Origin of the sequence: Bradyrhizobium sp. AZCC 1610 (assembly GCF_036924515.1) — a bacterium.
GTDB lineage: Bacteria > Pseudomonadota > Alphaproteobacteria > Rhizobiales > Xanthobacteraceae > Bradyrhizobium.
This window is the reverse complement of sequence record NZ_JAZHRR010000001.1, coordinates 6,335,759-6,358,551: the sequence shown is the minus strand read 5'-3', so window position 1 is coordinate 6,358,551 and position 22,793 is coordinate 6,335,759. Positions and strand designations below refer to the sequence as shown.

The 22,793-nt window shown below is 63.6% G+C and carries 23 protein-coding genes; 14 read left to right on the top strand and 9 right to left on the bottom strand.

Annotation, left to right across the window (positions count from 1 at the left end; translation table 11 throughout):
• Positions 1-21 precede the first annotated feature (21 nt).
• Positions 22-261, top strand: coding sequence for a hypothetical protein (locus V1279_RS31240; RefSeq protein WP_334444013.1), 240 nt, complete (start codon positions 22-24; stop codon positions 259-261).
• 60 nt (positions 262-321) lie between these two features.
• Entirely contained in the window at positions 322-456 is a 135-nt protein-coding gene (locus V1279_RS31235; protein WP_256467394.1) for a hypothetical protein, read from the top strand.
• 104 nt (positions 457-560) lie between these two features.
• Here the strand turns inward: V1279_RS31235 and V1279_RS31230 are convergent, their stop codons facing one another.
• Entirely contained in the window at positions 561-1,520 is a 960-nt protein-coding gene (locus tag V1279_RS31230; protein WP_334444009.1) for a VOC family protein, read from the bottom strand.
• 888 nt (positions 1,521-2,408) lie between these two features.
• Between V1279_RS31230 and V1279_RS31225 the strand changes: the two genes are divergently transcribed.
• Entirely contained in the window at positions 2,409-2,975 is a 567-nt protein-coding gene (locus tag V1279_RS31225; RefSeq protein ID WP_334444007.1) for a thiamine pyrophosphate-binding protein, read from the top strand.
• Positions 2,972-3,571 carry a thiamine pyrophosphate-dependent enzyme gene (locus tag V1279_RS31220; RefSeq protein WP_334444005.1) on the top strand — a complete coding sequence of 200 codons (600 nt, stop codon included), beginning with the start codon at positions 2,972-2,974 and terminating at the stop codon, positions 3,569-3,571. The genes V1279_RS31225 and V1279_RS31220 overlap by 4 nt, the downstream gene beginning before the upstream one ends.
• 107 nt (positions 3,572-3,678) lie before the next feature.
• Here V1279_RS31220 and V1279_RS31215 read toward each other — a convergent pair whose 3' ends face one another.
• Positions 3,679-4,602, bottom strand: coding sequence for a LysR family transcriptional regulator (locus V1279_RS31215; RefSeq protein WP_334444002.1), 924 nt, complete (start codon positions 4,600-4,602; stop codon positions 3,679-3,681).
• 182 nt (positions 4,603-4,784) lie between these two features.
• Between V1279_RS31215 and V1279_RS31210 the strand changes: the two genes are divergently transcribed.
• Positions 4,785-6,017 carry a rhodanese-like domain-containing protein gene (locus tag V1279_RS31210; protein ID WP_334443999.1) on the top strand — a complete coding sequence of 411 codons (1,233 nt, stop codon included), beginning with the start codon at positions 4,785-4,787 and terminating at the stop codon, positions 6,015-6,017.
• Positions 6,018-6,089: 72 nt separating this feature from the next.
• Here the strand turns inward: V1279_RS31210 and V1279_RS31205 are convergent, their stop codons facing one another.
• Positions 6,090-6,809 (bottom strand): DNA-3-methyladenine glycosylase I, encoded by a 720-nt coding sequence (locus tag V1279_RS31205; RefSeq protein WP_334443997.1) that lies wholly within the window; start codon positions 6,807-6,809, stop codon positions 6,090-6,092.
• Between the two features lie 321 nt (positions 6,810-7,130).
• Between V1279_RS31205 and V1279_RS31200 the strand changes: the two genes are divergently transcribed.
• The 3 genes from V1279_RS31200 to V1279_RS31190 all read left to right on the top strand — a co-directional run bounded on the left by V1279_RS31200 (position 7,131) and on the right by V1279_RS31190 (position 10,988).
• Positions 7,131-9,023: a DEAD/DEAH box helicase gene (locus tag V1279_RS31200; protein ID WP_334443995.1), complete on the top strand. Its 1,893-nt coding sequence runs from the start codon at positions 7,131-7,133 to the stop codon at positions 9,021-9,023.
• Positions 9,024-9,077: 54 nt separating this feature from the next.
• Positions 9,078-9,368: a DUF1330 domain-containing protein gene (locus V1279_RS31195; RefSeq protein WP_334443993.1), complete on the top strand. Its 291-nt coding sequence runs from the start codon at positions 9,078-9,080 to the stop codon at positions 9,366-9,368.
• Positions 9,369-9,731: 363 nt separating this feature from the next.
• Positions 9,732-10,988, top strand: a complete 1,257-nt coding sequence (locus V1279_RS31190) for an aminopeptidase (protein WP_334443990.1) — start codon at positions 9,732-9,734, stop codon at positions 10,986-10,988.
• Here V1279_RS31190 and V1279_RS31185 read toward each other — a convergent pair whose 3' ends face one another.
• Genes V1279_RS31185 through V1279_RS31175 form a run of 3 tightly spaced genes read right to left on the bottom strand, consistent with a single transcriptional unit; the run spans position 10,989 to position 13,971 of the window.
• The gene (locus tag V1279_RS31185) at positions 10,989-12,041 is read right to left on the bottom strand and encodes an amidohydrolase family protein (RefSeq protein WP_334443987.1); all 1,053 of its coding nucleotides are present in this window, start codon (positions 12,039-12,041) and stop codon (positions 10,989-10,991) included.
• Between the two features lie 51 nt (positions 12,042-12,092).
• A complete protein-coding gene (locus V1279_RS31180) occupies positions 12,093-13,082 on the bottom strand; it encodes an alpha/beta fold hydrolase (protein ID WP_334443984.1) in 990 nt (329 codons plus the stop codon).
• Positions 13,083-13,140: 58 nt separating this feature from the next.
• A complete protein-coding gene (locus V1279_RS31175) occupies positions 13,141-13,971 on the bottom strand; it encodes an MBL fold metallo-hydrolase (protein ID WP_334443981.1) in 831 nt (276 codons plus the stop codon).
• 211 nt (positions 13,972-14,182) lie between these two features.
• On the opposite strand from V1279_RS31175, the gene V1279_RS31170 reads away from it, so the two are divergent.
• The gene (locus V1279_RS31170) at positions 14,183-15,067 is read left to right on the top strand and encodes an alpha/beta fold hydrolase (RefSeq protein ID WP_442894925.1); all 885 of its coding nucleotides are present in this window, start codon (positions 14,183-14,185) and stop codon (positions 15,065-15,067) included.
• 94 nt (positions 15,068-15,161) lie between these two features.
• Positions 15,162-16,133, top strand: coding sequence for a Bug family tripartite tricarboxylate transporter substrate binding protein (locus tag V1279_RS31165; protein WP_334443977.1), 972 nt, complete (start codon positions 15,162-15,164; stop codon positions 16,131-16,133).
• A 35-nt stretch (positions 16,134-16,168) separates the two neighbouring features.
• Here the strand turns inward: V1279_RS31165 and V1279_RS31160 are convergent, their stop codons facing one another.
• Complete coding sequence (locus V1279_RS31160; protein WP_334443974.1) at positions 16,169-17,080, bottom strand: LysR family transcriptional regulator; 912 nt, start codon at positions 17,078-17,080, stop codon at positions 16,169-16,171.
• Positions 17,081-17,150: 70 nt separating this feature from the next.
• On the opposite strand from V1279_RS31160, the gene V1279_RS31155 reads away from it, so the two are divergent.
• Genes V1279_RS31155 through V1279_RS31140 form a run of 4 tightly spaced genes read left to right on the top strand, consistent with a single transcriptional unit; the run spans position 17,151 to position 20,266 of the window.
• Complete coding sequence (locus V1279_RS31155) at positions 17,151-17,780, top strand: HAD-IA family hydrolase (RefSeq protein WP_334443971.1); 630 nt, start codon at positions 17,151-17,153, stop codon at positions 17,778-17,780.
• An 8-nt stretch (positions 17,781-17,788) separates the two neighbouring features.
• Positions 17,789-18,751, top strand: a complete 963-nt coding sequence (locus V1279_RS31150; RefSeq protein ID WP_334443969.1) for a tripartite tricarboxylate transporter substrate-binding protein — start codon at positions 17,789-17,791, stop codon at positions 18,749-18,751.
• A 2-nt stretch (positions 18,752-18,753) separates the two neighbouring features.
• A complete protein-coding gene (locus V1279_RS31145) occupies positions 18,754-19,884 on the top strand; it encodes a DSD1 family PLP-dependent enzyme (protein WP_334443967.1) in 1,131 nt (376 codons plus the stop codon).
• Entirely contained in the window at positions 19,874-20,266 is a 393-nt protein-coding gene (locus V1279_RS31140; protein WP_334443965.1) for a RidA family protein, read from the top strand. The genes V1279_RS31145 and V1279_RS31140 overlap by 11 nt, the downstream gene beginning before the upstream one ends.
• A 126-nt stretch (positions 20,267-20,392) precedes the next feature.
• On the opposite strand, the gene V1279_RS31135 is transcribed toward V1279_RS31140, so the two are convergent.
• A complete protein-coding gene (locus V1279_RS31135; RefSeq protein WP_334443962.1) occupies positions 20,393-21,916 on the bottom strand; it encodes a permease in 1,524 nt (507 codons plus the stop codon).
• Positions 21,913-22,665, bottom strand: a complete 753-nt coding sequence (locus V1279_RS31130; protein WP_334443959.1) for an ABC transporter ATP-binding protein — start codon at positions 22,663-22,665, stop codon at positions 21,913-21,915. The genes V1279_RS31135 and V1279_RS31130 overlap by 4 nt, the downstream gene beginning before the upstream one ends.
• Positions 22,666-22,793: the final 128 nt, after the last annotated feature.

Here is a 22,793-nt window from a genome sequence, read left to right as displayed (position 1 = left end):
AAGAGGTCCGGCAGGCAAGCCATGAGCGCGAGAGCCTTCAAGACCGCCGATGAGCTCCAGGATATGATTGTCGAGCAGGCAAGTATTCTCCATGGTCCCTGGCCTCCGGGGATGACGATGTTTGTGTTCGACGATGCTTACGGGTGGAGCGCGAGCATCAGCCGGCCGATGTCGGAGGCCGACAATTTCTATCGCACCTGCACGCTCGATCTGATCGGGACGTTGAAAGTCAGATATGATCTGGACGCGCCTCACATCTAGTCGACGATATCAGCCGGCAGCATTAAGTTCCGACGTCACCATCAACCCAGGGAGATCGACATGGCCAAAGGCGAGCAAAGAGGCAATCGGGAAACCAAGAAACCCAAGAAAGAGAAGATCAAGGTGATCGCCGCGGCGCCAAGCCAGAAGGGTGCGGGCTGGCAGCCGACCTTGGGTTCCGGCAAAAAGAAATAATGACGGGATGCCCCTTGGTCGGGGCGGGCCCTCATTTCCGCCCCGCGGTCGCATGGCCTATCGGGCCATGCTGGGCGGGGGCAATCGACGATCGCTGCCCAGCATCAGACTTTGATCAGCCGCACCTTGGTGCCCCAGGGATCGGTGGTCTCGATGCCATCAGCGATCGCCGCAGCCGGCGCACCCGCCTGCCGCAGGCGCAGCGTTTGGGCCTGCAGGACTTCCTGCGCCGCGACCTCCAGCGAAAACCACGCAAGCCCCGTGGCTGTGTCGTCGCGCGGGCCGGCGCCGGCGCTCTGCCAGACGTTGATGCCGAGATGATGGTGATAGCGCCCCGAGGAAAGGAACGCGGCGCCGCTTCGTTTGCGGGTCGGATCGAAGCCGATGGCACCGCCATAGAAGCGGTCGGCCTGTTCGAGGTCGCCGACGCGCAGGTGCATGTGGCCGATCCGCAAGTCGTCGGGGGCCTTGGCATAGTTGGTCGTGCGCGTATCCGTCAGCGCCAGGAGGCCGTCGATGTCGAGCTGGTCGGTTGCCATCGCGACCGAGCCGCCATCCCATTTCCAGGTTTCCGGCGCGCGATCGGCATAGACCTCGATGCCGTTGCCTTCGGGGTCGTCGAGATAGACGGACTCGCTGACGAGGTGATCGGCGAAGCCGGAGAGCGGGACCTTGTTCTTCGCCGCGTGCACCAGCCAGCGCGCGAGATCCTTGCGCGTCGGCATCAGGAACGCGGTGTGATAGAGCCCCGCCGCGTTGCGCGCCGCGCGCGCCGCGCTTTCGCGCCGTTCGAGGTCGAGCAGCGCGACGCCGCCCGAGCCGAGACGCGCGTTTGTGGCCGAGCGCTGCATCACAGTCAGGCCGATCGCGTCACGATAATAGTCGGTGACCTTGTCGAGATCGCGCACGCGCAGCGTCACCATGCCGATCCGCATCGGCGTCCGGTTGGCAAAGGTCGGGCCGCCGCCGGTCCCCTCCGCCCGCGCCGCCGCGACGGCCGCCGCCGACAGCGAGGAAGCGCCGGCGAGATGCAGCAGCGTGCGGCGGGTGAGGTCGATGGTCATGAAAGCTCCTCCAACGATCGCTACAGCGAAGCAAATCTTGCGCCGGATTCCAAGCCGCAGCAATCCGCTCCCGTCATCATTCTCAGGTGCGCAATTGCGCACCTGAGGGCTTGATGCTGCGTATCGCCCGGAATGACAGCGGCTCACTGCGACAAAACCACTTGTCGGGCAAATCACCAAAAGTCTGTCCAGCCCCCTTTGCAAAAATATTCCGCTTAACTTGTCGGGCAAATCAGCGGCATAACTCCGCCCGTCTCACCCAATTGAGGGGCGGCTCGCGATCGTCACGAACGTGCGGTGAGATGCGATGGACGCAAATGGCGCGCTAGACGTACGCGCCTTAAGCGTACGGCGAAGTCGTGTGGTCCTGACGCCGCGGTGCTGGCGCTAAGCTGCGTGAAGTTTCCGCGCAGCGATGGTGGCAAGAAAGCCGTTCACCAGGGAGAGCACGAAGTAAGCCGTAAGGCCATTGCGCAGGGAAGGCCGGAATGCTCCCGCTGCCCTGTATGCTCGTGTGCACTTTTGTTTGCGCAAATCGCACGCGAGACCGCGGGTGCAGCAAGCACCCGGTCTTTCCTGCGCCCTCTGTTTTCGAGGAGGGCAAACGAAGATGCAAACCTCGGGCGATCAGCGCCGCGAGATCGCGAAATCGTTTTTTCGTAGGATGGGTGGAGCGAAGCGATACCCATCGCCACACGCACCGGCGTTGATGGGTATCGCTGCGCTCCACCCATCCTACGGTACCGCCGTCGCCCAAATTCCACGCCTCCCACCCCAGCCTTTCAATTTTGCGATAGAAGCCATGTCCACATTCAAATTCCTTAGGCTGCGGCCGCGCTCTATTGTCCGCCCCAATTACCTTAGGAATCGCAGAGGAAACTGAGCCCGATGGCGGAAGCAGCAAAATCACGGAGCGAGGCGCCAGTGGCGCTGCCGACGTGGCCGGACGAGATCTATCGCGTGCTCAAGGACGCCGGCATTCGCCAGGTCGCGATGGTGCCGGACGCCGGCCACAGCCGCCTGATCCGTTCCTTCGAGGCCGATCCCGAAACCCGCGTCGTGACGCTGACGACGGAAGAGGAAGGCGTGGCGATGCTGGCGGGCGCATGGCTCGGCGGCGAGCGCGGCGTTCTGCTGTTGCAATCGAGCGGCGTCGGCAACTGCATCAACATGCTGTCGCTGCCCGTCATCTGCCATATGCCGCTGTTGATGATCGTCACCATGCGCGGCGATTGGGGCGAGTTCAATCCGTGGCAGATCCCGATGGGGCAGGGGACGCGCCCCTCGCTGGAGGCCATGGGCGTGATCGTGAACAAGGTGGACGAGCCTGATCTCGTCGCTTCCACGGTGCAGGGCGCGGCGCACCTCGCCTTCAACACCTGGAAGCCGGTGGCGGTCCTGATCGGCCAGCGCGTGCTCGGCGCCAAGAATTTCAAGGAGCTTGCCCGCAGATGACCAACCCGAACGCGCTCCTGCATCGCCGCGACGTCGTCAACGAATTGTTACGCGACCGCGCCGATCTCCTCGTCATCGCCGGCCTCGGTGCGCCGAACTGGGATGTCTCGGCCGCCGGCGATCATCCCAACAACTTCCCGCTCTGGGGCGCGATGGGCGCCGCCGCCATGATCGGGCTTGGGCTGGCGCTGGCGCAGCCGAAGCGAAAAGTGCTCGTCGTCACCGGCGACGGCGAAATGCTGATGAATGTCGGCTCGCTCGCGTCAATCGCGGTGGAAGCGCCGAAGAATCTGACGATCGCCGTCCTCGACAATGAGCGTTTTGGCGAAACCGGCATGCAGAAAACCCCGACCGCCTCCGGCGTCGACCTTGCCGCCATCGCAACTGCCTGCGGCATTCGCACCTCGCGGATCGTCCGCACGATGGCCGAAGTCACCGAGCTCCGCGACCTCGCGCATTCGGGAAGGGGAACGGCGTTTGCGCAGATCAAGATCAATCCCGAGGCGCTGGTGTTCGTGATGCCGCCGGCCGACGGTGTCATCCTGACGACGCGCTTCCGACAATCGGTGTTGGGAGACGAGGCGCTGTTTAATTGAGGGCTTGGAAAACTGGTAGCTTGTCTCTCCGTCATGCCCGGGCCAAAGCGCGAAGACGCGCTTCGCGCTTTGGCCCGGCCATGACGGAGAGAGAAGGCTCGGCCGCGCTACGCCGTCATGTTGATCTTCCACACTCCTTCCCGGGAGAGCTGCTGAATCTCCGACACGATCAGCGTCGCAATCGTCGTCGTTGCAATCGACGGCGGATGGGCGATCGGCGATGCGAGAATCAGTTCGCGCGACACCGAGGGGCTGACGGCCGCCATCTCCAGGCGCTTCGCTGCCACCTCGGTGCGGATGGCGGAGGGCGGCAACAGCGTGTAGCCGAGCCCTTCCTCCATCAGGCTGATCTGCGCGCGGTAGGAATCGACCTCGATCATGGCGTCGAGCTTCAACTTCTCGCGCGCCAGCGCCTTCTCCAGCAGCGCCCGCAAGCCATGCGAGATGCTGGGCAGGATCAGCCTCTGCTTCACCAGCCACTTGAGGTCGACCTGCTTCCGCTTGCTGAGGCCCGATCCCGGCGGCCCGACCGCGACGATATCCTCGCGGCCAATGGACTGGACCTGAAGATGCAGATCGACCGCGGGGCCGTAGATGATCGCGAGATCCATTTCGCCGCGGTGCAGCCATTCCACCAGATGCCCGCCATAGCTTTCCACGATGCGCAGCGAGACGTCGGGAAATTCGGTAATGACGCGGCGGGCGAACCGTCCGGACAGCACCGCGCTCACCGTCGGCACCAGCCCGAGGATGACGCGGCCCGACGGATTGCCGTTTGCCGATTTGAGGTCGTCGCTGACCTGCTCGATCTGGCGGATCAGCCCGGTGGTGCGGTCGAGCAGCAACCGGCCGGCGCTGGTCAGGAGCATGCCGCGGCCGTTGCGGACGAACAGTTCGACGCGCAATTCATGTTCGAGCAGCTTGATGTGCCGGCTGAGCGCGGGCTGGGCGGCGCGCAGCCGGTCCGCCGCCTTGCTGAGGCTGCCCAGCTCGGCCACGGCGCGGAAGGTGCGCAATTGTTTGAGGTCCATCGGATGCCTAGGTGCTTAATTGTCAGGCATCATATGCCGTTTTCAGCGAAGTCGGTGCAATCAGTTCAATGTTCGATGACATGAGAGTTAATGGCCTCGCAGAGCTATTGGCCTGTCTGGCGTGACGCACGTCGCTCGATGCTGTTAATGGGGGAACGATCCCTATCCGGAATTCACGATCCATGACCATACCCTCCGTCACCCCTTCGCAAGTCCGCACCGCGCTGCTGCTGCGGGACGAAATCGCGCTGCTCGATGTCAGGCACGAGGCCGTCTTCGCCACCGGCCATCCCCTGTTTGCCGCCAACATGGCGGCCAACCGGATCGAACTCGAAGCGGAGGTGCGGCTGCCGCGCAAGGATGTGCCGGTCGTTATCTATGATGACGGCGAAGGCCTCGTCGTCGCAGCGGCGGATCGCTTGAAAGCCGTGGGCTACACCGATGTCCGCCAGCTCGATGGTGGGCTGCAGGGCTGGAAACAGGCCGGCTTTGAGCTATTCCAGGATGTCAATTCTTACGCCAAGGCGTTCGGCGAGCTGGTCGAGGCGCGGCGGCACACGCCTTCGCTGGCCGCCGAGGAAGTCAGCGCCCTGATTGCAAGCGGCGCCGACATTCAAATCCTCGATGTCCGCCGGTTCGACGAATACGCGACCATGAATATCCCGGGCTCGATCAGCGTGCCGGGCGCGGAGCTGGTGCTGCGCGCGGGCCGCGCTGCGCCGGATTCCGAAACCACCATCATCGTCAATTGCGCCGGCCGCACCCGCTCGATCATCGGCACCCAGTCGCTGATCAACGCCGGCATCACCAACAAGGTGCGGGCACTTCGCAACGGGACGATCGGCTGGACCTTGGCCAAACAGAATCTCGAACATGGCTCCAACCGGCGCGGCGGGATCGGCGCCATCGCGGGCGGTGAGGCCAATGCGCGCGACGTCGCCTATCGCGCCGGCGTCCGGCACGTCGGGCTTGCGGAGATGGCGGCGCTGCAGGAGCAGACCGATCGTACGCTCTATCGCTTCGATGTGCGCTCGGAAGAGGAATACACGGCCGGCCATCTCGCGGGCTTCCGCCATTATGCCGGTGGGCAACTGGTGCAGGAGATCGACATGGCAGCGCCGGTGCGCGGCGCGCGCATCGTGCTGACGGACAATAGAAGCGTCCGCGCCGACATGACCGCATCCTGGCTCGCGCAGATGGGATGGGAAACTTATGTGCTCGAAGGCGGCTATGACGGCACGCTCGAGATCGGCCCGCCGCTTGTGATCCCAAAGCCCGACCCGTCGCATCGCTACCGCCGTCCCTATGAGGGCACCGATATCAAGGAAAGCGCGATGCAGGCCTATCTCGACTGGGAGTACGGCCTCGTCGAACAACTCCGACGCGACGCCACGCATGGATTTTTCGTCATATAGTTCCAAACCGACGAATCCAACCGGATGGGGTGGGCAGGCTTGTCTCGCCGAAGCTCAAAGAGCGAAGGCGGATCATTCATCCCCGCCGAGCATGCTCTCAAGCTTCTCGGCGGCGTAATTCTCGCCAATCGACAACGCACAAATCCGCGAGAGCTGCACGTAAGCAAGCCCTGTCTCCTCGGCCCATGCGTTGAACTGCGCCTGCACCTTGGCGAGGTCGCGCTTCGAAGTCACCGCCTCCGCGATGTCGAGCCCGGCATCGCGCAGGCACAGCACGACGTCCCTTGAGGTGACGAAGCCGTCCCAGCCGAGGAAGCGCAGCATCATCTGTCCCGTATTGCCGCCGAGCCGGCTGCCGCGCTTGGCCAGCAGTTCCAGCAAGCCGGCCTCGTCGGATGAGGGCCAGTTCGCGAGGAACTTGCCGAAGCTGCCATGCTCCCTGGCGATGTCTCTCACGAAGCTTGCATTGGCGCGCACCGACATGATCTTGGCGCCGTTGCGGACGATGCGCGTGTCCTTCATCAGATCGTCCCAGAACTCGTCCGGCTTCAGCGACAGTGGGCCCGGCTTGAAGCCGAGAAACGCCTTCTCAAAGCCCGGCCATTTGCTCTCGATCACGCTCCAGGCAAACCCCGCGCAAAACACTCGCCTGGTCATTTCGGCGAGAATCCGATCGTCGCTGAGCCTGGCGAGCGCCTTTGGGTCGGGCTTCGCCGGCAGCAACTTGGCGAGTGCCTTGGGGCCGCCCTTGCGCTTCTCGGCCCGGGCGCGAATGGTCTTGAACGCGGTCACGGTACACGGCCCCCTTGAGCGACGGCTGATGTGAAAAACAGGCGCGAAACGCCTCAAAACCGCAGTGTAGCCGATCGTTCCGGGATTCCCAGCGTCGCGGTGCATGCCGCGTGAAGGTTAACCGCCGCAGAAGTGATCGGCTGATCTGCAAAGAATGGATGGCGTATTGGCTGGTTTTCGCCTAAAGCATCCCCACCTCAGTGAAATCGGTCAGGCCGTACGGCTGCGCTTCGTGAACCGCGCAAGCTTCGAGCCATTTTCGGTTCGGGGCAGTATTCAACATTTTCCGGCTGATAGAGCCAACCTAAGGTCTGACATCTCGTGACATTCTTGACCACAAGTCCGCCGCTCGCCCGAGCTTTGGCGGAACGCAACTTCGATCGGCTTACGCAGGTCCAGACCGCGGTGCTGGCCGACGCCGCCGCCGGCCGCGATCTCCTGGTTTCGGCGCAGACCGGTTCCGGCAAAACGGTCGCCTATGGTCTGGCGATCGCCAAGAATCTGCTTGATGGCGCCGAGCGGTTCGAACGGGCCGCTGCCCCCTTGGCCTTGATCGTTGCGCCGACCCGCGAATTGGCGCTTCAGGTGCATCGCGAACTGGCCTGGCTCTATCAATATGCCGATGCGCGCGTGGTATCCTGCGTCGGCGGCATGGACCCGCGCCGCGAGCAGCGTGAGCTGGCCGCGGGTGCGCATATCGTGGTCGGCACGCCCGGACGGCTCTGCGATCATCTGCGGCGAGGCCGGCTCGACGTTTCGGAGTTGAAGGCGATCGTACTCGACGAGGCCGACGAGATGCTCGATCTCGGCTTCCGCGAGGACATGGAATTCATCCTTGAGGCGACGCCGGAGGATCGGCGCACGCTGTTGTTTTCGGCGACATTGCCGCGCGGCATCGTCGCGCTGGCGAAAGAGTACCAGCAGCAGGCCTTTCGCGTCGAAGTCGCTGGCGACGAGGGCGGACACGCCGACATCGAGTACCGCGCGATCCGGATCGCCGCCGGCGATGTCGAGCACGCCGTCGTCAACACTTTGCGATTCTACGAATCGCCGAGTGCGCTGGTATTTTGCAACACGCGGGAAGCCGTTCGGCATCTGCAGGCGACGCTGCTGGAGCGCGGCTTCTCCGTGGTCGCGCTGTCAGGCGAATTGACGCAGAACGAGCGAACGATGGCGCTGCAGGCGTTGCGGGATGGGCGCGCCCGTGTCTGCGTCGCCACCGACGTGGCGGCGCGCGGCATCGACTTGCCGAACCTCGATCTCGTCATCCACGCCGACATTCCGAACGATCCGGAAGTCATGCAGCATCGCTCCGGCCGTACCGGCCGCGCGGGCCGCAAGGGTGTCAGCGTGCTGCTGGTGCCGCCGGCGCGCAGGCGACGCGCCGAGGTGCTGCTGAACCTGGCCGGCATCGATACGGTCTGGGGCACGGCGCCCCAGCCGGATGAAATTCGCAAGCTCGATCAGGAGCGCATGCTGAAAGATGCGCTGTTTTCGGAGGAGACGACCGCCGAGGATCTGACGCTGGCGCAGGCCTTGCTCGCCGAGCGGTCGGCGGAGGACATTGCCGCGGCGCTGGCGCGGCTCTATCGCGCACGGCTGCCGTCGCCCGAGGATATTCTCGATCCCGGCCAGGGCAGTGGCCGGTCCCGCGAGGATCGCGGCCGGGAAAGGGAAGGCCGTCCGCCGCGCGGCGACGATCGCAGCGCTGGGCCGCGATCGAAGAAGGGGAAATCATCGCCGCGTCACGGCATGGGCGAAGGCAGCGTCTGGTTCAGCGCCTCCATCGGCAGCCGTAAGAATGCGGAAGCGCGCTGGCTGTTGCCGATGATCTGCCGCCGCGGCGGCATCGACAAATCCGACATCGGCGCCATCCGCATCATGGACACCACCAGCGAATTCGAGATTTCCGCCCGCGCCGCGGAATCCTTTGCCGTCAAGATCCGACGTCCCGACAAGGAAGACAACATCCGCATCGAGGCGATGAAAGATGCGCCGCCGCGTGAGGAGGTTCGCAAGCAGGAGTGGACACCGAAGCCGCACGGCAAAAAGACTGGGAGTTCTGACCGAGCAGGGTTTGACAAGAAGGCGCGTTACGATGCGAAGAAGCCGCATCGGGACAAGCCGGCTCACGCCGGAAAGCCGCGGCACGAAACTGCAGCGCCTGCGAAGGCTGCCTTCGGAAAGAAGAAAAAGAAGAAGTTTCGCGCTTGACCAGCGGGGCCGTGACCTGAAGGCGCTGCCTGACACGCGAGGTGAGGAGCCGTCATGAGCGTCTACATTATCGCCCAGTTGAAATTCACCCGCCGCGAGCTTTATGATCGCTATCAGTCCCGCTTCATGAGCGTGTTCAGCAAATTCAAGGGCAAGCTCCTGGTGGCGGACGCGCATCCGGTCGTGCTGGAAGGCGAGTGGCCGCGCGACAAGATCGTGATCATGGAATTTCCTGATGATGCCGCGGCGAAAGAATTTCAGAATTCGCCGGAGTATCAGGAGATATCAGTCGATCGCAAGGCGGGCGCCGACGCCATTGTGCTGACGGTGAGGGGCTTGCGCTGACCGGCTCAGAAAGAGCAGCCGAAATACCCACGGAAATAACACACCCATCCGCGCCGACCGGAAGCCGGGCCACGACGCCGGGGCTCGATTCGCCTGAGGTGACGCCACTCAGCCTCACCGCGCTCGCTGCTGCTCGGGCGCCAGAGCCTGTTTTCCAAGCTCGTGATCGACCTCGCCGTCAGCCCTGTTTGCGGGTTCCCTGCTAAGCATTTGTTGCATTCCGGAACATCAACGAGGTCGGGTTTCGCCGGACTAATCTTGTGCTATTGCTGTTATCAGGCGCTTCGCTCGCCTTGGCTTGATGGTGTGATCACGCCGAAGGCTGCGAAGCTGGAAAATCCAAGAGCATCGGCCCAAAGAATCATGACTGCACATCAGCGCAACGTTTCCGTCTCGATCGATCCCGTGAAACTCGACCGCCTCGCCGAAGTCGCGGTCAAGGTCGGCTTGCGGCTGCAGCCGGGACAGGACCTGCTGCTGACCGCGCCCTCGGTCGCGCTGCCGCTGGTGCGCCGGATTGCCGAACATGCCTACAAGGCCGGCGCTGGAATCGTGACCCCGTTCCTGTCGGATGAGGCGATCACGCTGGCGCGCTATCGCTACGGCCATAACGAGAGTTTTGATCGCGCCGCCGGCTGGCTCTATGAGGGCATGGCGAAGGCGTTCACCGCCAACACCGCGCGGCTGGCCATCGTCGGCGACAATCCGATGCTGCTGTCGGGCGAGGATCCGGTGAAGGTGGCGCGCGCCAGCAAGGCCAATTCGGTCGCCTATCAGCCGGCGCTGGAGAAGATCGTCAATTTCGAAACCAACTGGAACATCATCGCCTATCCGAGTCCGTCCTGGGCCAAGCAGGTTTTCCCCGACGTCCCGGAGGATGTCGCGGTGGCGAAGCTGGCGGATGCGATCTTCGCAGCGTCCCGCGTCGATCAGGACGGCGCCGTCGCGGCATGGGAAAAGCACAACGCCGTGCTGCGCGAGCGGACCGACTGGCTGAACGGCCAGCGCTTCCACGCGCTGAAATATTCCGGCCCGGGCACGGATCTGACGATCGGTCTTGCCGATGGCCATGAATGGGAAGGCGGCGCATCGACCGCCAGGAACGGCATCACCTGCAACGCCAACATCCCGACCGAGGAAGTCTTCACCACGCCGCATTGCCGGCGGGTGAGCGGCCATGTCGTTTCCTCCAAGCCGCTGTCCTATCAGGGCACGCTGATCGACAACATCGCTGTCAGGTTCGAGGAGGGGCGCATCGTCGAGGCAAAAGCCTCGCGCGGCGAGGAGGTGTTGAAGAAGGTGCTCGACACTGATGAGGGCGCGGCCCGTCTCGGCGAAGTGGCGCTGGTGCCGCATTCCTCGCCGATTTCCAAGAGCGGGCTGTTGTTCTTCAACACCCTGTTCGACGAGAACGCCGCTTCCCATATCGCGCTCGGCCAGTGCTACTCGAAATGCTTCGTCGGCGGCGACAAGCTGAACCCGGAGCAGATCGCGGCGCAGGGCGGCAACAAGAGCCTGATACACATCGACTGGATGATCGGATCGGCCGAAACCGATATCGATGGCATTCACGCCGACGGAAGCCGCGTGCCGGTGTTCCGCAAGGGCGAGTGGGCGTAATCAGTCCAGCTTGAGCTTGTAGAATTCCGTCGCCGTCCCGGAGAGCAGCGCCGCCTTCTCCGCCTCGCTATATTGCGCGGCCAACCGCTTGAAGGCGTTGAAGATCACCTGATAGCTGCACTGGCCTTTATCCGGCGGAAAGTTGCTTTCGAACATGCATCGATCGGGTCCAAACGCCTCGATGCAGGTTTCGACATAGGGCCGCCACGCGGCGGCGGCTTCCTCGGAAGACGGCGGCTTCGGGCGCAGATGAAAATCGTAGCCGAGCAGGCGCATCGCGAGTCCGCCGAGCTTGACGACGACGTTTTCACATTTGGCGATTTCCTGGATCGAGGCTTTCCACACCGGAAAGATCTCCTCGCGCCGGCCGGCGTAGCGGCCGATGCCGACAGGGCCGCCGCAATGATCGAGCACGATTTTGGTGTCGGGGAAGGCGCGGGCGAGATCGGTGAGTTCGCCGATCTGCGGATGAAACAGCCAGGCGTCGAAGCTCAAGTCCAGTGGTGCGAGGCAGGCGAAGCCCTTGCGGAAGCTGCTGTCGAGCAGCAACCCTTTCGGCCGCGTCGCATACATGCCCGCCACGTCGGGATCGGCATCCCAGGCCGAGGAATGCCGGATGCCGCGGAAGCGGCCGTTGCCGGCAACGATCTCTGCCTCCAGCACCGGCTTCGCGCCATCGCCGAGCAGCAGATTGACGTGGCTGACGATGCCGGCGCAGATCGCGGCCTTGCCATAGCCACCGCTCGCCGCCATCGCCGCCACGCCATTGGCAAACTCGACCTCGCCGACGGGCCGGAACGCCTCAGGGCCGCGCGCACGGTACATCGAGCGGCAGTCGACATAGACGGTTGCAATAATATTGTGGCCGGAAGCGATGTCGGCCGCCATCTCCTCGATCATGTAGCGCAAGCCGCCGCGGTCCCAGAGATGGTGATGCGGATCGACGACGGGGCGGGCAGGGTCGATGATCTCCTCGGTGTACTGCGCCAGCCAGTCCTCGCGCGGATCGGCGTAGAGCCCGCTTCTGGAGGCGAGTGCAGTGCTGGCGGCCATGAGTTTCGCTCCTTTGATCTTTGTTTCTTGGCGGCCGCTGCCGTGAACACTTCAGTCCGGCAGGCCACGGATGAAATCGATGATCGCCGCGCTGACCTCGCTCGGGCGCTCCTGCTGGGTCCAGTGGCCGCAGCCGGGCAGAATTCGCACGTCACGCAGCGTGGTAACGAATTGCCTGAGGTTGGCGAGATGCTGGTCGATGCCAGGGGGAGCAGCCATCACCATGTCATGGTCGCCGGCGATAAAGAGTGCAGGGACCTTCACTGTGACGTCTGCAAACGCCGCCATCAGCTCCCAATTGCGGTCGAGGTTGCGATAATAGTTGAGCGGACCGCGGAAGCCGGTGCGTTTGAATTCGCCGGCATAGAAATCGATGTCCGCGTCGGTGAGCCACGCAGGCAACGTCGGTGGCGTCCCCGAGCCCTGCAACATGCCTCCGTCGCGCGGAACCATGCCGGGCGTTCGCGTGATGTCGCCGCGCGCTGTGGCGGCACGGAATGCAGCAGCGCCTTCGCCCGACGCGCCGTAGAGCATGCTGAGCACGGTGATCCGCGGATCTCGCTCCAGCTCCGCCTCGGCCACGCCGGGTTCCTGGAAGTACAGCTGGTAGAATTGCGCGTCCGCGGTCTGCGGCATCATGCTGGTCGGGCGCGCCGGGCCACGCGGCCGAAGTGGTACGCTGAGGCTTGCAACGGCGCGGAAACGGTCAGGGCGCAGGCGTGCCGCTTGCCAAGCGATAGCCGCGCCCCAGTCGTGGCCGACGATAACAGCGGTTGGCGCTTCGAGGGCATCGAGCAGCTCCACCAGGTCACCGATCAGATGGAAGATCGTGTATTGATCGATTGCCTCCGGCCGGTCGCTTTTGCCGTAGCCGCGCATATCGGGAGCCACCGCGCGGAAGCCCGCCGCGGCGAGTGCTGAGATCTGATGACGCCAGGAATACCAGGACTCCGGGAATCCGTGACACAGGATCACCGGGGGCCCGTTGCCTTGCTCGGCGACGTTGAGGCGTATGCCATTGCTCTCAATGATTCGCTGCATAGGTCCGCTCAAACTTCCCTCCCTCTGCACTTGTCCGCGCTGCGAAATTCCGGCGCGGTCACACCCCCTCCAGAATGATTACCGTGGGTGTGCCCGGCAGCGTCTCCCGCGAAATCTTCAGGGTGCGCTCGCTCCGCTGATCAATGACGAATTGCTGGCCGATCAGGCGCATGAATTCGTCGAGCGGGGTGGCGAAGCGATGCATCGGCAGCACCACGGAGGAGCGCAGGCGCCGCGTGATCTCGGAGACGCCGTCGAGCGACATCGTATAGGTGCCGTCGATCGGCACCATCAGGATGTCGAGCCGGCCGATCGCCGCGAAATGCGTATCGTCGAGCTCGTGGTGCAGATGGCCGAGATGGCCGATGCAGAGGCCGGCGACCTCGAAGATGAAGATCGAGTTGCCGTCCTTGAGCATCGCCCCGCCGGAGCCCTCGCCATAGTAGCGGCGGATGTCGGTGGGCACGTTGCGGATATAGACGTCGCCGACGCGCGTTGAGACCTGCGCGGCCTGTCCGTTCTCACCCCAGCCATGCAGGACGTGTGGAATTTTTGGATCGGGAAACAGCGTGTAGTGCGTCGAGTGCGCCCGGTTCATGGTGACGACATCGGGCAGCCTACCGGTCCGGTAGGCGCCGTTGAAATCGGTCGCGATCCGCACGCCGCCGGGTGTGTCGATGTAATAGGTGGAATGCCCGACATAGGTGATCGCGACCTCTTCGGCCTTGGCAGCCGTAAGGCGAAGGCTGACCGGCACGGCGCGGGGCGTGGCGTTCGCCATCGCCAGGCACTCGCTGCGCAACGGCTGCTGCTGAGCGGTTGCCGGGATGATCAGCGAACCGAGGAAAGTAAGGGCTGTGGCAAGGGATACGGTAAGCGATCGCAACATGGCATGACCCGTCTGCGGCAAAGACCACTAGCGACACTGTATCGCCGAATTCGGGGACGTCATGATGACATTCGCGCACGGCAGCGCGCCGGATTTGCTTCATCAGGAGCGGGCCATGCCATATTGTTAGAACAGACCTAAGGAGTTCGCCGTGACTGAAAAGACCGCCGCCCCGGCCCCGCGTGCCCCGTCATCGAAGCGGCTGGAGCCGCTGCGCCAGGTCGATGCCGGCGTCCTCAGCATCGCCTATTACGAGGCCGGTCCCGCCGACGGACCGGCGGTGATGCTCATGCACGGTTTCCCTTACGACATTCACTCCTATGTCGACGTCGCGCCGCAACTGGCTGCCCAGGGTTGCCGCGTCATCGTTCCCTATTTGCGCGGCTACGGCCCGACCCGGTTTCGTGATGCGAACACGCTGCGCTCGGGCGAGCAGGCGGCGGTTGGCGCGGACATGATGGCGCTGATGGATGCGCTTGGCATCCGCGGTGCGGTGTTCGCGGGCTATGACTGGGGTGGCCGCGCGGCCTGTGTCGGCGCCGCGTTGTGGCCGGAACGCTGCATCGGCCTCGTCTGCGTCAATTCCTACCTGATCCAGGATATCGCCAACGCCATGGCGCCAATGCGCCCCGAACGCGAGCTGGCGCTGTGGTATCAGCACTACTTCCAGCTCGAGCGCGGCCGCGCGGGCCTTGCCGCCAACCGGCGCGAGATCGCCAGGATATTGTGGACGCAATGGTCGCCGAACTGGCCGTTCGACGATGCCTGTTTCGAACGAACTGCAATCGCCCACGACAATCCCGATTACGTCGATGTGGTGATCCACAGCTATCGCCATCGCTTCGGCCTCGCTGACGGCGATCCGCAATATGCGGAGATCCAGCGCAGGCTGGCGGCGCTGCCTCCCATCATCGTGCCGTCAATGACGCTGGACGGCGCAGACGATGGCGTTGCCCCCGCGACCGATGGTGCTGCCAGCGCGTCGAAATTCACCGGGCGCCGCGTCCACCGTGTCGTGCCGGGCGCCGGGCACAATCTGCCGCAGGAAGCGCCCGAAGCGTTCGCCGCGGCGGTGATGGAGCTGATCAAAGCGTAGGTCGACTTTGCCGCATGGCAAGCCGTGCCGAAAGCCGTCATCCTCGCCGCGCAAGTCCTCTTCAGAAGGACAGAATTTTGCGGGGCGGAATTCCATGGCGAAGCGTCACGTCTTGTCCGCGATCCTGATCGCGTCCATCGCTATCATCACGTCGGCCTCGGCCGAGGAATTCCCCAACCGCCCGATCACCTGGGTCGTACCGTTCGCGCCGGGCGGCATCACCGACACGACATCGCGCATCGTCGCCGAGGAAATGTCGAGAACGCTTGGCCAGTCGGTCGTGATCGACAACCGTGGTGGCGGTGGCGGGACCGTCGGCACCGAACAGGTCGCGCGCGCCAAGCCCGATGGCTACACGATGATCTACGGCACGCAGGGCACGATGGCAGCCAATGTCACGTTGCGCAAGAACCTGTCCTACGATCCGCTGACGAGTTTCCTGCCGGTGCATCTGGTCGGCGAAAGCCCGAATCTGTTCGTGGCCTATCACGGCGCGCCATATAATTCGGTGTCCGAGTTCATCGCCTACGCCAAGCAGCATCCGGGCAAGGTGACGTTCTCCTCCTCGGGCGTCGGCACTGCGACGCATCTGGTCGCCGAACTGTTCAAGACGGTCGCCGGCATCGAGATGCTGCATGTGCCCTACAAGGGCAGCGCGCCGGCATTGAACGACCTGATCGCAGGGCGCGTCGATGTGATGTTCGATTACCCGGTTTCCGTCGGCCCGCATGTTGAGGCCGGCAAGTTGAAGGTGCTGGTGACGACCGCGCCGGAACGCCTGCGTGCATTCCCGAACGTACCAACGATGGCCGAGCTTGGCATGAAGGAGATGACGACCCAGAGCTGGTCGGGCCTCATGGTGCCGGCAGGAACGCCCGCGCCCATCGTCGACCGGCTGGCGGAAGCCGCGCATGCGGCGCTGACGTCCGAGCGCGTGCGCACGCATTTCGAAAAATTCGGCACCCGCCCGATGCTGCTGCAGAAAGCCGAGATAATCCCGTTCATCGAGAAGGAGATCAAGCGCTGGGGCGACGTGATCGAGCGGGCAGGGCTGGAGAAGCAGTAGCTTCCGTGCGGTCCGAGTAGCGGTTGGTCACACTGTCAAGTACTTCGCCAAGGCGGCTTCGGTTGAAAGCGGGTCTTCAGGCTTTCGACAAAATGCGAAAGACGAGCTGAGACCCCGCGACGCGTTGGCACCAAGGCCAGAATGTCGGCGCCTTCGAACTCATATTCAGCAAACAGCCGACGCAGTTCGCCCCGTTTGACGGATGGTGCCACGTCCCATTCGGACCTGAGAACTATACCCAACCCCGCGACGGCCCACTCGCGAACAACCTCGCCATTGTTGCTCGTGAGTGCCGGACTTATTCGAAGCGCCTCTGATCGCCGGGATGATGTGTGGCCGTTTTTGTAGCGCCACAGCGTCACGTCCTCTTCGTTTTCGCGAACGGAGAGACAGGCATGCTGCGCCAGCTCTCGAGGGTGTGACGGCGTTCCGCATCGTCGAAGATAGCTGGGACTGGCGCATACCCAGCGCGCGTTGCGGGCAAGAAGATGAGCAACCCACGAGGAATCCCGGACAGTTCCAATATGGATGACGACGTCAGCGTCGACATTGCTGTTCCAGGGCGCTTCGGAAAGATCCAACGTCGCACGCACTTGCGGGTGGTCGCGAATGAATGCCGCCATGACGGGCGCGACATGGATCCTGCCGAAACCAAACGGCGCGACAACCCGCAGGGGGCCGGCAAATACGCCACCGCTGAGACTGTCCGCCAGCCCATCGACACGCGCCAACAGCGACTGGGCTTCATGGACAAGTTGTTCGCCTTCCGGCGTGAAGCGCAGCCCTCGGGAGTTGCGAACGACAAGGTTGACCCCGAGAACAGCCTCCAGCTTCTTCAATCGCATGGAAAGAGCCGGCGGCGTGACATCGAGCGCCCTAGCCGCCGCGCTTAGCGAGCCGGTTCGGCTCAGGGCCACCACAAACCGCAAATCCTCAAGCGCGATCATTCAATTTTCCTGAAGGGGAGAGATAATCCTACTTAAACACAACTGATCACCGGGATGATAGAGGTTTGGCATGACCATGCCACGCGCCGTTCTTTTCGACCTTCTCACCGCGCTCCTCGATTCCTGGAGCGTCTGGAATGCCTCCGCCGGATCCGAAGCATCGGGCCGAACCTGGAGGGCCGAGTATCTCCGCTTGACATATGGTTGCGGGAGTTATGTCCCGTATGAGGATCTGGTCCGCCAGGCTGCGCGCACCACCGGTCTCGCTCCGTCGGTGGCAGACGCCCTCGAAGCAAATTGGCAGTCCCTCCCGGTCTGGAGCGGCGCGCAGGCTGCGCTCGACCGGTTGGCCGGACGAACGCGCCTGGCAGTCGTCACCAATTGCTCGACGCGCCTTGGACGAATGGCCGCCGCCCGCCTGCGCACGCAATGGGATGTCGTGATCACCGCGGAGGAGGCCGGCTTCTATAAGCCCGATCCCCGCCCCTATCGTCTGGCCCTGGACATGCTGGGCGTGTCGGCCGCGGACGCAGCGTTTGTCGCGGGCTCCGGCTACGACCTCATCGGCACCTCAGCCGTCGGACTGCGCACCTACTGGCACAACCGCGTGGGCCTGGCGCGTCCCGATGGCGCACCGGTAGCCGAGAAAGAGTCTGCGAACCTCGATGACCTCATTCCATGGCTGGAGGACTTTTCGTGATATCTCGCATGTTGGCGACCTTGCTCGCGGTCGGATTGAACATCTCTGCGGCAACGGCTCAGGGGTTTCCCGAGAAGCAATTGACGCTGATCGTTCCGTTTCCCGCCGGTGGCCCGAGCGATGCGCTTGGCCGGGCAGTGGCTCAGGCCATGGCGGCCCACTTGAAGCAATCCATCGTCGTGGAAAATATCGGCGGCGCCAGCGGCACCATCGGCCTGACCAAGTTGCTAAAGGCGCCTGCGGATGGATACTCGCTCGGCTTTGGCACTATCGGCACACATGTCGCGAATGTCGCGCTCTTCAAGCGGCTGCCTTACGATCCCGTCGCCGACTTCGAGCCTGTGGGCCTCGCTGGGATGGCCTCCACGCTTCTTGTCGCGAAGTTGGACTTGCCGGCGTCCAATCTACAAGACTTCGTCACCTATGCCCGTGCCAACCGCGAGAAACTCACCTATGGCAGCGCCGGCGTCGGATCGATTTCGCATTATGCCTGCGTTCTGCTGCTGTCGAACCTGAAACTGAACATCACCCATGTGCCATATCGGGGCGTTGCCCCAGCGATGAACGATCTCATGGGTGGTCACGTCGACTTCATGTGCGACCAGACCACCACCGCGCTACCCCAAGTGCTCGGCGGAACGATCAAGGCAATCGCAGCGCTGAGTGATCAGCCCCCGCCGCAGGCGCCTCAAGTATCCACTGCGGCAGCGGCCGGCTATCCGGGCGTGAACCTCCGCTCCTGGAACGCAATCTTCGTGCGGAAGGGAACGCCCGCGCCGGTGCGTCAGAAATTGAATGACGCCTTGCGTGCAGCACTCGCCGACCCGGACGTCATGCGGCAAATGACGGCGGTTGGTGTCGAACTGCCACGGGGAACGGATCTCGAGCCCGGCGCCGTCAGTGCGCTGATCGCTCAAGGGCTGGAGCACGACGTACCAGTGCTGCGCACCAAGGGCGAATATCTGGATTAAGCATGACATCTCTTTCGGATATCGAAACACCCGCTGCCGTCGTCGACGTCGCGCGCACGCAGCGTAATATCGCCCGCATGCAGGACCGGATGAACGCCTTGGGCGTCAGTTTCCGTCCCCACGTCAAGACGACCAAATGCGTCGCAGTTGCCGACAGGCAGCGCGCCGCAGGCGCGAACGGCATCACAGTCTCGACTCTCCGCGAGGCTGAGGAGTTTTTTGCCGCGGGCTACGACGATATTCTCTACGCGGTCTGCATCGCTCCGCACAGGCTCAGCCGGGCCCAGGGACTGCGTGATCAGGGTTGCCGTCTCAGAATTCTGGTCGACTCGGTCGAGGCCGCGCAAGCCGTCGTCGAGGCGCAGTCGCATCGCGATCCTTTCGAAGTCCTGATCGAAGTCGACACTGATGGGCACCGCTCGGGTGTAGGCCCCGAGGATGAGCGTCTCATCGATATCGGTCGCATTCTTCACACCGGTGGCGCCACACTTTGCGGCGTGCTGACTCATGCCGGAAACTCCTATGAACTCGACGATCCCGATGCCCTGGAGCGTTTGGCGGAGCAGGAGTGTGCCTTGAGCGTGCGCGCGGGCGAACGGCTTCGCGCTGTCGGCCTTCCCTGTCCGGTAGTGAGCGTCGGATCGACCCCGACAGCGCTGTCCGCCCGTGCCCTGGACGGCGTCACGGAAGTGCGCTGCGGCGTGTACGTGTTCTTCGATCTTTTCATGACGAATGTCGGCGTCTGCACGATCGACGATATTGCCCTTTCCGTGCTGACGACCGTGGTCGGCCATCAGTCGGAAAAAGGCTGGATCATCGTCGACGCCGGTTGGATGGCGATGAGCCGAGACCGCGGCACTGCTCGTCAGCACCATGATTATGGATACGGAATCGCATGCGACTCAGGAGGGCACCCGCTCGAGGAAGACCTGGTCATGATCGCGGCAAATCAGGAGCACGGGATCCTCGCCGCGACGAACGGACGTCTCGTCTCTCCTGAAAATCGCTTTCCGATCGGCACACGACTTCGAATACTCCCGAATCATGCCTGTGCAACCGGAGCGCAATTCTCCGAATATCAGGCAGCCACGGACAACGGCATCGAAACATGGCGGAGGTTTAATGGCTGGTGACATTGACTACTTGGAACCTCAGGGAATGGCGGCTCCTGGTGGGCACTACAGTCATGCTGTGAGAGCCGGTGCTTTTGTTTTTGTGTCTGGACAATTGCCGATCTCTGCCAATGGCGCGAGGCTTGCTGACGAGGACTTTCAGACCCAGGTGCGTCAGGCATTGGCCAACCTCGCGGCGGCCTTGGAGGCGGCAAACAGCGCTGTCGACAAGCTCATTCATGTTCGCGTCTACGTCACGGACATCAATGACTGGCCGGTCTTCGACAAACTCTATTCCGAATGGATCGGCGCCGTCCGACCGGCCCGTGCGGTCGTTCCCGTCCCGACGTTGCACTACGGCTTTCGTGTCGAGATCGAAGCAGTGGCGGGCATGGTTCAATAAAAGCGAGATCAGCGCACTACCTCGCCTGTAATGACTCGGTCGACACTACGCGGCTGATTCAACCGGATTTCTCGCGAGGATTGCCATCTGGTTCGTCATGCCCGGCCATGACGAAGGAGAGGGCGCTCAGTCCCGCCGCGGGCTGATCTTCCATGTCGTAACCAGGATCGCCACAGTGAACGCGCCGCTGATCACGGCGGCGATCGGGATCGTGACGGCGAGGGCTGCGGTAGCGGCCCAGCCGATCGAGCAGAAGGCTTCTGCGAATGTCGCCAGCCGCGACGAGGTCTGGCGGCGGCGGAACTGGCTGCGCTTGGCCTGCACGCGGAACCAGAGCTGGATCGCAGCCGCCGAGACGGTTGCGACGATGACGCCGAGCGCGGTGACGATCGCCTGCGTCACGGAGGCAAAGGCGAGTGCTGTAATCAGCGGCGCGAAGATGACGCCGATTGCGATCAGCATCACCTCGATCTTGGCGCGGATCACGCGCGACGGCGGCAGCGGCGCGGTCGCGACCAGGTCGGCGGCGTCCTCGCCCGATATTGTCAGCCAGGCGAGGCCGCCGGCAAGCTGGCCCGCCGCCATCACGATCACGGGCGTGATCAAAACGATCGCGGTCGAGCTTTCGGAAAAACTTCGCCACAGCAGCAAGGCCGGCGGCACCAGGTACAGCAGTTGCATCAGGCTTTGCGATAACAGCCATGGGTCGCGCCGCAGCAGCAAAAACTCCTTGGTGCGCAGCGCCTTTTGTCGCGTACCGCCGCGAAATGCCGTCGTGCGCGGTCCGCAACGGACAGGTCGGGCGGTTGCGGCGACACTGACGACGGTATCGGCAAATCTCGGCGAGAAGACTGCCATCACGACGCCGAGCAGCACGAGCCCGCCGGAGAGGAGCCACGACAGCACCATGCCATCGCCGATCGCCGCGCGCGCCGGCCACCACAGCGGACTGTCGAGATCAGGCGCATAGGCTGAAGCGGCATCGGATGTCAGCACCGTAAAGCGAGACAATGTACCGTAGGAAAGGATGGCTACGACCTGGAGCGCGATGACGAAGCCGGCGCCGATAACGGCGGCCACGACCTGCGCGACGAGGCGGGTGCGGCTCGGGCCGATCCACCTGAACAGCGCGACCGTGATCGCGATCGCCACGGCGGCAGCCGTGAGGCCAATGGCGACAACGACGCCGAACGCTGAGAGCCATCTAACGCCGCCGCCGATCACGAGAACGTCGACAAAGGGCGTCGACAGCAACAGCGCCATCCCGGTGACGGAGAGCGCAATTGCCGCGATCCGCACCGAGAATACGTTGGCGAGGTTCGCCGGCGACGACATGATAAGGTCGAGATCGGCGCGGGCGTAAAACACCCGCGTCACGGATTCGATGGCTTGCGACAGCATCAGGGCCCAGGCGAGGAAGATGGTCGCCGTGATGACGATCAGCTCGGGCTTGCCGAGCGGAGATTGCAAATCGGCGAAGCGGCCGATCACCGCATAGGCCGGCAGGTGCAGGATGGCGGCAAACACGATCAGGGCGATGATGGCGCGCTTTCGCTTTCCGCGGCTGCCGGTCATCATCGCCAGCCATTCGCGCCAGGCCAGACGGATCTCGTGCCGGGCAAACCAGCTGAGCGCCGCGGCCGAACTCATGCGGCGGCCGCCTCAGTGTCGACGAGCACGATGAACATGTCTTCGAGGCTGGTGTCGTTGCGGCCGTTCTGCTGGCGCAGCTCAGTGAGCGTACCCTCGGCCACCAGCCGGCCCGCGGCGATGACGCCGATGCGGTCGGCCATCCGCTCGGCGACTTCGAGAATATGCGTCGTCATGATCACGGTGCAGCCGGCACGGACGCGGTCCTGCAGCAGTCCCTTGACGTGACGCGCCGACAGCACATCGAGGCCGGTCAACGGCTCATCCAGGATGATCAGCCGGGGATCGTGAACCAGCGCGCCGGCCAGCGCGACCTTCTGGCGCATGCCCTTGGAGAATCCCTCGCAGCGTTCGTGCAGGTGCGGCTCCAGTCCGAGCGACACCAGAAGCTGCTGCGCCGAGGGGTCGGAAACCGCGGGATCGATGCCCCAGAGGCCGGCGACGAATTCGAGATATTCCAGCGGCGTCAGCTTGTCATAGATCATCGGCTCGTCGGAGACCCATGCCATGATCTGCTTGGCGGCGACGGGATCGGCGAGCGCATCGATGCCCAAAATTGAGACAGAGCCGGCGTCGGGCTTGAGCAGACCGGCGACCATGCGCAAGGTCGTGGTCTTGCCGGCGCCGTTGGGGCCGAGCAGGGCGTAGAACTCGCCGGTCCGAACGGTGAGGTCGAGCGCGTCGACCGCCGGGCGGTCAAAACGCTTCGTTAACTCTCGCACTTCGAGCGCCGATACATCTGACTTCATGACTTCAGGGCGGTCCCGTTGTTCATTGCGGACCATGGACCGAAGAACTTTCGGCGCGGTGAATCTTGCACGCCAAATCGCAGCAAACCCCGCAACTTCCCGGGCTGCGGCATTTCTCCGCAATTGTT

Bases quoted from the DNA above. Each gene is read 5' to 3' on its own strand.
- V1279_RS31160 (WP_334443974.1), bottom strand. From the start codon at position 17,080: ATGATCGCGCTTGAGGATTTGCGGTTTGTGGTGGCCCTGAGCCGAACC.
- V1279_RS31130 (WP_334443959.1), bottom strand. From the start codon at position 22,665: ATGAAGTCAGATGTATCGGCGCTCGAAGTGCGAGAGTTAACGAAGCGT.
- V1279_RS31235 (WP_256467394.1), top strand. From the start codon at position 322: ATGGCCAAAGGCGAGCAAAGAGGCAATCGGGAAACCAAGAAACCCAAG.
- V1279_RS31210 (WP_334443999.1), top strand. From the start codon at position 4,785: ATGACCATACCCTCCGTCACCCCTTCGCAAGTCCGCACCGCGCTGCTG.
- V1279_RS31140 (WP_334443965.1), top strand. From the start codon at position 19,874: ATGGCTGGTGACATTGACTACTTGGAACCTCAGGGAATGGCGGCTCCT.
- V1279_RS31135 (WP_334443962.1), bottom strand. From the start codon at position 21,916: ATGAGTTCGGCCGCGGCGCTCAGCTGGTTTGCCCGGCACGAGATCCGT.
- V1279_RS31240 (WP_334444013.1), top strand. From the start codon at position 22: ATGAGCGCGAGAGCCTTCAAGACCGCCGATGAGCTCCAGGATATGATT.
- V1279_RS31190 (WP_334443990.1), top strand. From the start codon at position 9,732: ATGACTGCACATCAGCGCAACGTTTCCGTCTCGATCGATCCCGTGAAA.
- V1279_RS31150 (WP_334443969.1), top strand. From the start codon at position 17,789: ATGTTGGCGACCTTGCTCGCGGTCGGATTGAACATCTCTGCGGCAACG.
- V1279_RS31165 (WP_334443977.1), top strand. From the start codon at position 15,162: ATGGCGAAGCGTCACGTCTTGTCCGCGATCCTGATCGCGTCCATCGCT.
- V1279_RS31155 (WP_334443971.1), top strand. From the start codon at position 17,151: ATGACCATGCCACGCGCCGTTCTTTTCGACCTTCTCACCGCGCTCCTC.
- V1279_RS31145 (WP_334443967.1), top strand. From the start codon at position 18,754: ATGACATCTCTTTCGGATATCGAAACACCCGCTGCCGTCGTCGACGTC.
- V1279_RS31215 (WP_334444002.1), bottom strand. From the start codon at position 4,602: ATGGACCTCAAACAATTGCGCACCTTCCGCGCCGTGGCCGAGCTGGGC.
- V1279_RS31175 (WP_334443981.1), bottom strand. From the start codon at position 13,971: ATGTTGCGATCGCTTACCGTATCCCTTGCCACAGCCCTTACTTTCCTC.
- V1279_RS31195 (WP_334443993.1), top strand. From the start codon at position 9,078: ATGAGCGTCTACATTATCGCCCAGTTGAAATTCACCCGCCGCGAGCTT.
- V1279_RS31220 (WP_334444005.1), top strand. From the start codon at position 2,972: ATGACCAACCCGAACGCGCTCCTGCATCGCCGCGACGTCGTCAACGAA.
- V1279_RS31180 (WP_334443984.1), bottom strand. From the start codon at position 13,082: ATGCAGCGAATCATTGAGAGCAATGGCATACGCCTCAACGTCGCCGAG.
- V1279_RS31230 (WP_334444009.1), bottom strand. From the start codon at position 1,520: ATGACCATCGACCTCACCCGCCGCACGCTGCTGCATCTCGCCGGCGCT.
- V1279_RS31225 (WP_334444007.1), top strand. From the start codon at position 2,409: ATGGCGGAAGCAGCAAAATCACGGAGCGAGGCGCCAGTGGCGCTGCCG.
- V1279_RS31185 (WP_334443987.1), bottom strand. From the start codon at position 12,041: ATGGCCGCCAGCACTGCACTCGCCTCCAGAAGCGGGCTCTACGCCGAT.